This is a genomic window from Actinosynnema sp. NPDC059335 (assembly GCF_042752395.1).
Taxonomy (GTDB): domain Bacteria; phylum Actinomycetota; class Actinomycetes; order Mycobacteriales; family Pseudonocardiaceae; genus Actinosynnema.
In genome coordinates, this window is sequence record NZ_JBHYXZ010000001.1 from 123,555 (window position 1) to 135,536 (window position 11,982).

General features: G+C 73.1%; 10 protein-coding genes. 1 reads left to right on the plus strand and 9 read right to left on the minus strand.

Translation table 11 applies throughout. From position 1 onward, the window contains the following. Positions 1–35: 35 nt before the first annotated feature. From ACFXGA_RS00660 to ACFXGA_RS00680, 5 genes are all read right to left on the minus strand, one after another. On the minus strand, positions 36–1,172 hold the full coding sequence (locus tag ACFXGA_RS00660) for an ABC transporter ATP-binding protein (RefSeq protein ID WP_378082945.1): 1,137 nt from the start codon (positions 1,170–1,172) through the stop codon (positions 36–38). Continuing rightward, entirely contained in the window at positions 1,169–2,164 is a 996-nt protein-coding gene (locus ACFXGA_RS00665; RefSeq protein WP_378082947.1) for an ABC transporter ATP-binding protein, read from the minus strand. Before ACFXGA_RS00665 ends, ACFXGA_RS00660 begins: the two co-directional genes overlap by 4 nt. Positions 2,165–2,169: 5 nt before the next feature. Beyond that, positions 2,170–3,096: an ABC transporter permease gene (locus tag ACFXGA_RS00670; RefSeq protein WP_378082948.1), complete on the minus strand. Its 927-nt coding sequence runs from the start codon at positions 3,094–3,096 to the stop codon at positions 2,170–2,172. Then, positions 3,093–4,097, minus strand: a complete 1,005-nt coding sequence (locus ACFXGA_RS00675; protein ID WP_378082949.1) for an ABC transporter permease — start codon at positions 4,095–4,097, stop codon at positions 3,093–3,095. Before ACFXGA_RS00675 ends, ACFXGA_RS00670 begins: the two co-directional genes overlap by 4 nt. Positions 4,098–4,169: 72 nt before the next feature. Then, positions 4,170–5,849, minus strand: coding sequence for an ABC transporter substrate-binding protein (locus tag ACFXGA_RS00680; RefSeq protein WP_378082950.1), 1,680 nt, complete (start codon positions 5,847–5,849; stop codon positions 4,170–4,172). Between the two features lie 230 nt (positions 5,850–6,079). Between ACFXGA_RS00680 and ACFXGA_RS00685 the strand changes: the two genes are divergently transcribed. After that, a complete protein-coding gene (locus ACFXGA_RS00685) occupies positions 6,080–9,343 on the plus strand; it encodes a BTAD domain-containing putative transcriptional regulator (RefSeq protein WP_378082952.1) in 3,264 nt (1,087 codons plus the stop codon). A 157-nt stretch (positions 9,344–9,500) separates the two neighbouring features. On the opposite strand, the gene ACFXGA_RS00690 is transcribed toward ACFXGA_RS00685, so the two are convergent. The 4 genes from ACFXGA_RS00690 to ACFXGA_RS00705 form a co-directional block, all read right to left on the minus strand. Next, positions 9,501–9,986: a uridine kinase gene (locus ACFXGA_RS00690; RefSeq protein WP_378082956.1), complete on the minus strand. Its 486-nt coding sequence runs from the start codon at positions 9,984–9,986 to the stop codon at positions 9,501–9,503. Then, on the minus strand, positions 9,983–10,576 hold the full coding sequence (gene recR / locus ACFXGA_RS00695) for a recombination mediator RecR (protein WP_378082957.1): 594 nt from the start codon (positions 10,574–10,576) through the stop codon (positions 9,983–9,985). Before recR ends, ACFXGA_RS00690 begins: the two co-directional genes overlap by 4 nt. Further along, the gene (locus ACFXGA_RS00700) at positions 10,576–10,902 is read right to left on the minus strand and encodes a YbaB/EbfC family nucleoid-associated protein (protein ID WP_378082958.1); all 327 of its coding nucleotides are present in this window, start codon (positions 10,900–10,902) and stop codon (positions 10,576–10,578) included. The genes recR and ACFXGA_RS00700 overlap by 1 nt, the downstream gene beginning before the upstream one ends. Before the next feature lie 74 nt (positions 10,903–10,976). Continuing rightward, entirely contained in the window at positions 10,977–11,528 is a 552-nt protein-coding gene (locus ACFXGA_RS00705; protein ID WP_378082959.1) for a hypothetical protein, read from the minus strand. Between the last annotated feature and the right edge of the window lie 454 nt (positions 11,529–11,982).

Here is an 11,982-nt window from a genome sequence, read left to right on the forward strand (position 1 = left end):
CCGGGGGCGCCGGCGCGCGCCCCCGGACACCGGGCTCACGGGTTCAGCGCCTCCGTCACCGAGGCCGGGCCGCCCAGCGGGACGTCCGGCGAGATGCCGTCCTCCTCCACCAGCACGGTCTCCACCTCGTGCGGCCGCAGCGCGCCGGAGCGGATGTCCTCCGCCCAGTGGCACGCCACCTTGTGCCCCGGCAGCACCTCGCGCAGCTCGGGCCGCTCGGTGTCGCACCGGGTCGCCTGCCGCCACGGGCAGCGGGTGTGGAACCGGCAGCCCTTCGGCGGGTTCGCGGGCGACGGCAGGTCGCCGGTCAGCAGGATCCGCTCCCGCCGGTCCTCGACCAGCGGGTCCGGCACGGGGATCGCCGACAGCAGCGCCCGGGTGTACGGGTGCAGCGGCTCGGTGTAGAGGTCGTCCGAGGTCGCCTCCTCCACCAGGCCGCCCAGGTACATGACGCCGACCCGGTCGGAGATGTGCCGCACCACGGCGAGGTCGTGCGCGATCACCAGGTAGGTCAGCCCGAACTCGTCCTGCAGCTCCTCCAGCAGGTTCACGACCTGCGCCTGCACCGACACGTCCAGCGCGGACACCGGCTCGTCGGCGATGATCAGGTCCGGCTCGACCGCCAGCGCCCGCGCGATGCCGATGCGCTGCCGCTGGCCGCCGGAGAACTCGTGCGGGTACTTGCGCAGCGACGTGGACGGCAGCCCGACCGCGGCCAGCAGCTCGCGCAGCCGCTTGCCGGTCGCCTCGCGGCCCTTGTCCAGGCCGTGCGCCCGCAGGCCCTCGACCAGGATCGACTCCACCGACTGCCGCGGGTCCAGGGACGACATGGGGTCCTGGAACACCATCTGCATCCGGCGCCGCATCCGGCGCAGGCCCTCGCCCTTCAGCGTCGACAGGTCCGTGCCGTCGAACACCACGCGGCCCGCCGTCGGCTCGGTCAGCCGCAGCACCGCCCGCCCGAGGGTGGACTTGCCGCAGCCGGACTCGCCGACCAGGCCGTAGGTCTCGCCGCGGCGCACCGACAGGTCCACGCCGTCCACCGCGTAGACGTGGCCGACCGTGCGGTCGAGGACCACGCCGCGCTTGATCGGGAAGTGCACCTTGATGCCCTCGACCGAGACGAGCGTGTCCGTCGCCGTTCCCGGCTGGGGGGTCACGGCAGTGCTCACACCGACACCTCCTCGACCACCGGGGGCCGCACCGGGTTGTGGCAGCGCAGCAGCCGGCCGCCGCCGATGTCCTCCTGCTCCGGCGTCACCTGGACGCACACGTCCAGCTTGTTGGGGCACCGGGGCGCGAACGCGCACCCCTGCGACCACGGGATGTTGTCCGACACCGAGCCCCGGATGGGGTTCAGCTTCTCGCCGCGCGGCGCGTCCAGCCGCGGGATCGACGACAGCAGGCCGTGCGTGTACGGGTGGCGCGGCGCGGCGAACAGCTCGTGCCGGTGCGCCTTCTCCACCACGCGCCCGGCGTAGAGCACGTTCACCTCGTCGCACAGGCCCGCGACCACGCCCAGGTCGTGCGTGATCATCACCAGCGCGGTGCCCAGGTCCCGCACCAGCTCCTTGAGCAGCGCCAGGATCTGCGCCTGGATGGTCACGTCCAGCGCCGTGGTCGGCTCGTCCGCGATCAGCAGCCGCGGCCGGCAGGCCAGCGCGATCGCGATCAGCGCGCGCTGCCGCATGCCGCCGGAGAGCTGGTGCGGGTACTCCGACAACCGCCGGGTCGGGTCGGGGATGCCGACCTTGTCCAGCAGCTCCGCCGCCTCCACCATCGCCTTCTTGCGCGGCATGTCCCGGTGCCGCTCCAGCACCTCGGTCACCTGGATGCCGATCGGGATCACCGGGTTCAGCGAGGACAGCGGGTCCTGGAACACCATGGCCAGGTCGCGGCCGCGCCGGTCGCGCATCTCCCGGTCCGACAGCGACAGCAGGTCCGCGCCCTCGTACCGCACCGAACCGGTCACCCGCGCGCCGCGCTTGGGCAGCAACCCCATGATCGCGAGCGACGTCACGGACTTGCCGCACCCCGACTCGCCGACCAGGCCGACGGTCTGGCCCGGCTCCACGTCGAAGCTCACGTGGTCCACGGCGGTGAAGGGCTTCTCCCCCTTGCGCTCGAACACCACGGTGAGGTCACGCACTTCCAGTAGCGCCACCGCCGCTACCTCCGGTTCTTCGGGTCGAGGGCCTCGCGCAGCGACTCGCCGAGCAGCGTGAAGCCCAGCGCGACGACGATGATGGCCAGCGCCGGGTACAGGGCCAGCTCGAACTTCACGTCGATGTACGCCTGCGACTTGCTCAGCATCAGGCCCCACTCGGCCCGGTTCGGGTCGGGGTCGCCCAGGCCCAGGAACGACAGCGACGCGGCCTCGATGATCGAGGTCGCGAGGGTCAGCGTGGCCTGCACGATCACCGGCCCCAGCGAGTTCGGCAGCATGTGCCGGAACACGATGGTCCGCCGCTTCACGCCCAGGGACGTCGCGGCCAGCACGTGGTCGCTGTGCCGCTGGCTGAGCATCGACCCGCGCAGCAGGCGGGCGAAGATCGGCACGCTGACCACGGCCACCGCGATGATCACCGTGGTCTGGCTGCCGCGGCTGGCCAGCGCGGCGATGGAGATCGCCAGCAGCAGGCTCGGCACGGACAGCAGGATGTCGGTCACCCGCATCAGCAGGGTGTCCACCCAGCCGCCGAGCGCGCCCGCGAGGCCGCCGATCAGCATGCCGATCGCGGCGCCGACCAGCGTCGCCACCACGCCGACGATGAGCGACTGCTGCGAGGCGACCAGCAGCCGGCTGAAGAAGTCGCGGCCGAACTCGTCGCTGCCGAGCAGGAAGCCCGGCTGGGGGCCGGGGATCGAGTCGGCCCGCAGGTTCTCCAGCAGCTCCGGGTACCGGACGAACGGGTCCTTGGGCGCCAGGAACGGCGCGAAGATCGACAGCAGCACGAACGCCAGCACGATGACCGCGCCGGTGATGGCGACCGGGTTGCGCGCCATCCGCTTGAAGGCGTCCGCCGCCAGGCTGGTGCCCGCCGACTCGGCCAGGGCGTCGACCTTCTTCTTCTTGCGGTCCAGCAAGGAGGTCATGACGTCCGCACCCTCGGGTCGATGATGGCGTAGGAGATGTCGACCAGGAGGTTCACCAGCACGTACACCGCCGCGGCCAGCAGGATCAGCGCCTGCAGCCGGGGGTAGTCGCGGCGCTGGATGCCCTCGCTGAGCAGCGAGCCGAGCCCGCCCCACGCGAACACCTTCTCGGTCAGCACCGCGCCGCCGAGCAGCAACCCGGTCTGCAGGCCGATCGTGGTCGACACCGGCAGCAGCGCGTTGCGCAGCACGTGCCGGGTGCGCACCACGGTCGCCTGCAGGCCCTTGGCGTTGGCGGTGCGGATGAAGTCCTCGTTCAGCACGTCCAGCACGGACGCGCGGGTGATCCGGACGATCACCGCCAGCGGGATGCTGCTCAGCGCGATCGCCGGGAGCACGAGGTGCCACAGCGCGTTCGCGGTGGCGTCCCACTCGCCGGTGAGCATCCCGTCGAGGGTGGCGAACCCGGTGACCCGGGTGGCGTCGATGTCCGCGTCCTGGCGACTGGACGGCGGCAGCAGCCCCAGCTCCTGCGCGAACACGTACTTGAGCACGATGCCCAGGAAGAACACCGGGACGGCGATGCCGGTCAGGGTGCCGACGATGGTCAGGTTGTCGAAGAACTTGCCCCGGTGGCTCGCCGCCAGGTAGCCGAGGGGGATGCCGAGCGCGATCGCGAACAGCAGGGCCACCACGGACAGCTCGATGGTGGCGGGCAGCGCGCGGCCGATCTCCTCCAGCACCGGGTCGGCCGAGATGATCGAGTTGCCCATGTCGCCGGTCAGCATCCGACCGAGGAACTTGAAGTACTGGAGGTACACGGGCTGGTCGAGCCCCATGACCTGCTCCAGCGCGGCGACTTTCTCGGGGGTGGCCTTGTCGCCGAGCAACGCCGTGGCCGGGCCACCGGGCAGTGACCGCAACCAGGCGAACACCAGCACCGACAGGACGAAAAGCGTGGGTATCGCTTGCAACAGGCGGCGAATGGTGAATCGCAGCATGGGGGAATCCTCGGAACAGCACGAGTGGTGGCGCCCGGGGTTCGAGCGCCACCACTCATGGGCTTGGACGGGTCAGTCCTTGGTCACCGTGTCGAAGCGCTCGTCGGTCAGCGGGCTCGGGATCAGGCCCTTGATCTTCTTGTTCACCACGATGCCGGGCGGCGAGTGCGAGATCGGCACGGCGGGCAGGTACTTGCTCAGCAGGTTGCGGTTGACCTGCTTCCACGCGTCGGCGTGCTGGTCCGGGTCGACCACGGCGTCGGCCGCGGCGATCTCGCCGAACAGGGCCGGGTCGTCGAAGCCGAACTCGGGCTTCGACCGGCCGAAGAACGTGCCCGCGAAGTTGCCGGCGTCGTTGTAGTCACCGGTCCAGCCGAGCAGGTGCAGGTCGTGCTTGCCGAACTTCTGCACGTCGTCCTTGTAGCCGCCGTTCCACGGGCGGGGCACCGTCTCGACGTTGATGCCGACGGCCTTGAGGTCCTCGGCCATCGCCGCGGCGTAGTCCACCGGGTTCGGCATGTACGGCCGGCTGACCTCGGTCGGCACGTAGAACTTCAGCGTCAGGTTCTCCGCGCCGGCCTGCTTGAGCAGGTCCTTCGCCTTGGCCGGGTCGTAGGCGTACTTCGTCACGTCGTCGGCGTAGCCCGCGACCGTCTTGGGCTGGTACTGCGTGGCGACCTCGGCGCCCTCGGGCAGCTTGGTCTTGACGAGCTGCTCGCGGTTGACCGCGTAGGCGATGGCCTGGCGCACCCGCAGGTCCTTAAGGGCCGGCGTGTTCGCCTGGTTGATGCCCAGGTACATGATGTTGAACGCGGGGCGGATCAGCACGTCGAAGCCGTCGCCCTCCAGGGACTTGAAGTCCGCCGGGCTCGGGTAGTCGTAGGCGTCGATCGTGCCCGCCTTCAGCTCCTGCTTGCGGGCGTTCTCGTCCTCGATGATCTTGAAGATCACCTTGTCGAGCTTGGCCTTCTCCCCGTAGTAGTCCTCGTTGCGGACCAGGGTGATGGTGTTGTTGGCCTTGTCGTAGCTCTCGAACTTGAACGCGCCGGTGCCGGTCGGGTGGTCGGTCGCGTACGCCGGGTAGCTGAACGACTCGCCGGACTGCGTGACCGCGTCCGCGTCGTACTTCTTCAGCGCCTCGGGGCTGGAGATCGAGAACGAGGTGAGGCCGAACGCGGCGGGCAGCGCGCTGCTGTAGGCGTTCAGGTTCAGGACGGCGGTGCTCTCGTCCTTGGCCTCGCACGACTTGTACAGCGGGTCGCCGGACGCGTCGCCCTCGTTCTTCGCGAAGCCCTTGAAGATGTCCGCGTAGTAGATCATCTGGCTCTGGGCGGCGGCGCCCTTCATGTTGAACCAGCGGTCGAAGTTGAAGCAGACGGCTTCGGCGTTGAACGGCGTGCCGTCGTGGAACTTCACGCCCTTGCGGAGGCTGAACGTGACCGTCTTGCCGTCCGGGGACAGCTCCCACTTCTCCGCGAGGCCGGGCGCCAGGTCGGCGGTGCCGCGCTTGTAGGTGATGAGCGTGTCGTAGATCTGCCGGGCCGGGCGGAGGCTCTCACCGTCGTCGTTGAAGATCGGGTCGAAGTTCTTCGGCTTGCCCGCCGCGCCGAAGATCAGCGTGCCCCCGGTCTTGCCGGCCGCGTCGTCCCCACCCCGCTGTGATTCAGCGCAGGCGGACAGTGCGAGCACGGCGACGCCGGTCAGGCCGATCGCGGCCGTCCATCGGCGTCGCGCCGTTCGGGAAAGAGCCATCAAACACCCCTAGTGGAAATCCGGGATCTCACGGTGTGGTCACGGACGATAACCGGTCCCCACGACCCTTCCGACGTAACAGAGGTCACGATCCGGCCACGTGGATCGGCATTCGCCTGCGTCCGGCGCACCGCCGCTGACCCAACGTGACCACGGAAGATCGGGCGAACGCGCTCCGACGCTGTACAACGGACAACGGAAACCTGCACACGTGCGGAGGGAGGTCGCCGGTGAGCCCTGTGGTCGAGTTCCGCGTCCTCGGCCCGTTGCAGGTGCTGGTCGACGGCGAGCAGGTCCCGGTGCGGGCGGGACGGCAGCGCTCGCTGCTGGTGTCGCTGCTCATGCGCGCCGGCGCCGGGGTCTCGGTGGACGAGCTGGCCGAGCACATCTGGGGCGCGGAGCCCCCGGCGCGGGCCCGCGGCACGTTGCAGACCTACGTGATGCGGCTGCGGCAGGTGCTGGGCCCGGCGGTGCCGATCCGGACCGTGCCCGACGGCTACCTGATCGACGTCGACGAGCGCACCATCGACGTGACGCGGTTCGAGCAGCTCGTCGAGGAGGGCGAGCAGGAGCGGGCCGCGGGCCGGCTGGAGTCCGCGTCGGCGATCTTCACCGCCGCGCTCGGCCTGTGGCGGGGCCCGGCGATGGTGGACGTGCCGTCGGAGGTGCTGCACCGCGACGAGGTGCCCCGCCTGGGCGAGCGGCGGCTGCACGTGGAGGAGCGCCGGGTCGAGGTGGACCTGGAGCTGGGCCGCCACGCCGAGCTGATCCCCGAGCTGTCCCGGCTGACCAGCGAGCACCCGCTGCGGGAGCGGCTGTGGGCGCAGCTCATGGTCGCGCTGTACCGGTCCGGGCGGCAGGCCGACGCGCTGGGCGCGTACCGGCGGGTCAGCGGGCTGCTGGCCGAGCAGCTCGGCATCGACCCGGGCGACGAGCTGCGGCGGGTGCACCAGCAGGTGCTGGGCGGGTCGCCCACGCTCGACCCGGGGCAGGGCGCGGCGACGGCGGGCCGGCGGGACCGGGTGGTGCCCTCCCAGCTGCCCGCCGACATCGGCGACTTCGTGGGCCGTGAGCAGGCCGTGCAGCTCATCGAGGCGTTGTTGCGCACGGCGCAGGGCGTGCCGGTGGTGACGCTGGCCGGGCCGCCCGGCGTGGGCAAGACCGCGTTGGCGGTGCACGCGGCGCACCAGATGCGGCGGTTCTTCCCCGACGGGCAGCTCTACGTGAACCTGCGCGGGTACGCCCAGGGGCCGCCGCTGAGCGCGGTGGACGTGCTGCCGCGGTTCCTGCGGGCGCAGGGCGTGCCGCCCGAGTCCGTGCCGCTGGACCAGGACGAACAGGAGGCGATGTTCCGGTCGCGGCTCACCGGGCAGCAGGTGCTGCTGGTCCTCGACAACGCCGCCAACGCCGAGCAGATCCGGCCGCTGCTGCCCGGCTCGCCGGGGTGCGCGGTGCTCGTGACCAGCCGCGACACCCTCCGCGGCCTGGCGGTCAGCCACGCCGCGTCCAACGTGCGGCTGGACGTGCTCGACCGGTCCGAGACGCGGGCGCTGCTGGCCGGGATGCTCGGCGAGGACGTGGTGGCGTCGCAGTCCGAGGCGGCCGACGAGCTGGCCGAGCTGTGCGCGCACCTGCCGCTGGCGCTGCGGATCGCGGCGGCGAACCTCCTGTCCCGGCCGGAGATCACCATCGCGTCGTACGTGGAGGAGCTGCGGGCCGGCAACCGGCTCGCGGCGCTGGCCGTGGAGGGCGACGAGCGGGCGGCCGTGCACGCCGCGTTCGACCTGTCGTACACGGCGTTGAAGCCGGAGCTGGCCTCGCTGTTCCGGCTGCTCAGCCTCGCGCCGGGCGACATCACCCCGGACGTCGCGGCCGCGCTGGGCGGGCTGACCACGCAGGACGCGCGCCGCCGGCTCGACCGGCTGGCCACGGCGAACCTCGTGGACAACCACGCGCCCGGCCGCTACCAGTTCCACGACCTGCTGCGGGACTACGCGGCCGAGCGGCGCGAGGTCGAGGACGACCCGGCGGAGACCGCGCAGGCCTCGAAGCGGCTGCTGGACTGGTCGATCCGGTCGGTGGACAACGCCACGGACGCGTTCAAGAGCACGCTGCTGCGGCTGCCGCGGACCGACGTCGTGGCGGGCGTCACGCCGCGCCTGTTCTCCACCTCGGCGGAGGCGCTGGCCTGGCTGGACGCCGAGCGCGGCAACCTGGTCGGGCTCGTGGTGCACGCCGCCGACCGCCGGCCGGACCGGGACGTGTGGCAGCTCGCCGACGCGTTGCGGCGCTACTTCTACACGATCGGCCTGCCGGTGGAGTGGCTGGCGACCGCGAAGGCCGGGCTGGCGGTGGCGCAGGAGTCGCAGGACGCGCTCGGCGAGGTGGCGATGCTGTCGTCGCTGGGCACCCTGTACTGGGCGATCGGGCAGCACCGCGTGGCCGCCGACTACTTCCGCCGGGCGATCCCGATCCAGCAGCGCACCGGCGCCGCGCCCGCCGTGGAGGCCGCCGTGCTGGCGAACCTCGGCGCGGTCTGCATCGACGTGGGCGACCTGGAGCAGGCCGCCGGGCACCTGGAACGCGCGCTGGTGATCACCCGGACCATCGGCGCGCTCCAGCAGGAGGGCATCGCCCAGCTCAACCTCGGCGGCGTCTACATGCAGCTCGGGCAGCTCGACCGGGCGGTGTCGTCGTTCGAGGGCGCGCTGGACGTCGGCAACCGGCTGGGCGCGTGGATGACGCAGGCCGACAGCCACCGGGCGCTGGCCGAGGTGCACCTGTTCCTCGGGCAGCCGCAGCGGGCCGCGCAGCTCTACGAGAGGTGCGGGGAGCTGTACGAGCGGGCCGGCGCGCGGCGGTTGGCGCACATCGCGCACGAGGGCTTGGCGTTGACCTACGTGATGCGGGGACGCTGGACCGAGGCGGAGCACGAGGCCGGGCGGGCGGTGGCGATCGCGCAGGAGCTGGGCAACCTGAAGGGGCTGTGCGACGCGAAGAACGCCCTCGGCGAGGCGTTGTGCGGGCTGGGCAGGCTGGACGAGGCGGTGGAGCACACGACCGAGGCGCTGCGGATCGCCGAGGAGACCGGCTACCCGCTGGGCATCTGCGCGGCCCGGCGTGGCCTCGCGCTGACCCACCGGGCGGCGGGCCGGTGGGACGAGGCGCGGTACTCGGCGAGCCAGGCGCTGGACAGCGCGGTCCGCTACCGGCTGCGGATCGCCGAAGTCGACGTGCTGGCCGTGCTGGGGCGGATCCGGCTCGACCAGGGCGACGTGGCGCAGGCGCTCGACCTGGCGCTGCGGTGCGCGGCGGCGAGCGCGACCACGGGGCAGCGGTTCGTGCAGGCCAGGGCCGCGCACCTGGCCGGTGACGCGCTGGCCGCCCGCGGGGACCTCGCGGGCGCGCGGCGGCACTGGCAGGGCGCGCTGGAGTGGTTCACCGCGATCGGGTCGCCGGAGGCGGACGTCGTCCGGGCATCGCTGGACCGGTGAGGCAGGCTTCCGCCCAGCCGCGCCGGGGACCCGGGCGTTCGGGCGTCGGTGCTCGGGCGTCGGCTGCCGGGGCGTCGGCGACTCGACCGCCGGGTGCTCGGCGTCGAGTGGTCGGACGTCGGCGACTCGACCGCCGGTGCCCGGGGTCGGGTCGTGGTCAGTCGGGCGTGATGATCCGGTCGGCGCGGGCCTTCGTGCCGTCCACGGCGAACCAGCCCCGTTCGAACGCCTGCCAGCGCCGCAGGTGCTCGCGGCTCGCCTCGCCGTCCCGGGCCACGGCCCGGCGCAGCCGTTCCTCCGGGTCGGGCACCTCGACCCAGATCGCCTCGTCCAGCAGCGGCGCGATCGAGCGGCGGGCCGCCGAGACGCCCTCGATGACCAGCACCTCCGGCACCGGCACGCGCACCAGGTCGCCGGGCTTCGGCGAGCCGCCCGTCCAGTCCATGCGCCGGTAGCGGGCCTCGCGGCCGTGCCGGAGCGGGTCGAGGACGTCGGCGACCAGGCGCGGCCACCACGACACCGGGTCGGTCCAGGTGGCGAAGTGGTCCGTGGGCACCACGACCGCGCCCGGCCGCAGGGCCAGGCGCGCCGCGTAGGTCGACTTGCCCGAGCCGGACGGCCCGTCGACCGCGACGATCCTCACATGCTGCGCCGGCCGGACAGGGCCCGGCCGAGGGTCAGCTCGTCGGCGAACTCCAGGTCGCCGCCCATCGGCAGGCCCGACGCGAGCCGGGTGACGGTGAGGCCCGGGAAGTCGCGCAGCATCCGCACCAGGTAGGTCGCGGTCGCCTCGCCCTCGGTGTTCGGGTCCGTGGCGATGATGATCTCCGACACCTCGGTGCCGATCCGGGTGAGCAGCTGCCTGATCCGCAGCTGGTCCGGACCGACGCCCGAGAGCGGGTCGAGCGCGCCGCCCAGGACGTGGTAGCGGCCCTTGAACTCGCGGGTCCGCTCGACCGCCAGCACGTCCTTCGGCTCCTCCACCACGCAGATCAGGCTCAGGTCGCGGCGCGGGTCGCGACAGATGCGGCAGGTCGCCTCGGCCGAGACGTTGCCGCACACGTCGCAGAACACCACGCCGTCCTTCACCTTCTGCAACGCGTCCTGGAGCCGGCCGATGTCGGCCGGGTCCGCGGCGAGCAGGTGGAAGGCGATGCGCTGCGCGCTCTTCGGACCGACGCCCGGCAACCGGCCGAGCTCGTCGATCAAGTCCTGGACGGGCCCCTCGTACATCAGCCGAACAGCTTCCCGAGGCCGCCCAGGTCGTCCATCCCGCCCATGCCGCTGGCCAGCGGGCCCATCTTCTGGGCCGCCAGCTCCTGCGCGGCGCGGTTGGCGTCGCGCACGGCCGCGACCACCAGGTCGGACAGCGTCTCGACGTCGTCCGGGTCGACCACCTTCGGGTCGATGCTCAGGCTCTTCAGCTCACCGCCGCCGGACACGACGGCGGTCACCAGACCGCCGCCGGCGGTGCCGGTGACCTCGGCCTCGGCCAGCTCCTGCTGCGCAGCGGCCAACTGCTGCTGCATCTTCTGCGCCTGCTGGAGGATTTGCTGCATGTTGGGCCCACCGGGTTGCACCGCGGGTTCCTCTCTTCGGGGTCTGCCGCCGTTCGCCAGCGTAGTCGCGTCGATCAGCCCTTCAACGGGCGAGCGCCCAGCTCGTCGGCGAGGAGCTTGAGCACCACGGCCTCCGGGTCGAGCCGCTGGTCGTCCGCGTCGCCCGGCAGGGCCGCCTCGGCCAGCATCTCCTCCTCGTCCACCGGCTCCGGCGGGAGGGGCTCATCGGGCTCCGGGGGCTCGGGGGGCGGCGGGATGTCGTCCGCCGGCGGGCGGCCGGCCGGCGCGGAGCGGTTCGGCTCCGGGCGGCGGGCCTGCGCCTGGCTCGGCCGGGTCGGCGCGGGGCGCTGCGGCTTCTGCGGCGCGGGCCGGGCCGGCGCGACGGCACTCGCCTCGCCGTGCACGCACCGGACCTGCCACGTGCCGCCCAGGACCTGCGCGAACGCGGCGGCGATGGCGTCGGCGTTGCGCGGTTCGGCGAGCCTGCGGGCCAGCGGGGCGGAGGTGTGGGCGAGGGTGACCGTCGTGCCGTCGACGTCGGCGACGGTGGCGTTGGTCAGCATCGCCTCGGTGCTGCGGCTCGCGCCGCGCACCACGCTCAACAGCTCCGACCAGCGACGACGCACCTCGACCGCGTCGATGCCGCCGGAGGGCGCCGCCGCCGGGGCGGCGGGTTCCCGGTGCGTCGGCGCGTCGGCCGCCGGGGGCTGCGGCGCGGACGCGGGCCACGCGGCACTCGGCGAACCGGCGTGCGGCGGCGCGGCGTGTGACGAACCCGTGGGCGCGGCACTCGCGGGACGGGCGTGCGGCTCGGGGGTGTGGGCGGGCGCGGCGCTCGGCGGGGCGGCATGCGGCGCGCCGGCGCTCGGCGGGGCGGTGTGGGCAGGTGGGGCGGTGTGGGCGGGAGCGCCGGCGTGCGGCGGCGGCGCCGCGTCCGGGGACGGCGCGGCAGCAGGTCGCGCGGGCGTCGCCGCCCCCGCGCGGGGGGCGCCGGCGGGCCGGCGCTCGGCCCCGCCGAGCACCCGGGGGGGCGGGGGGCCGGGCGCGGCGGGGGGGGGGGGGGGGGCGGGCGCGCGCCGG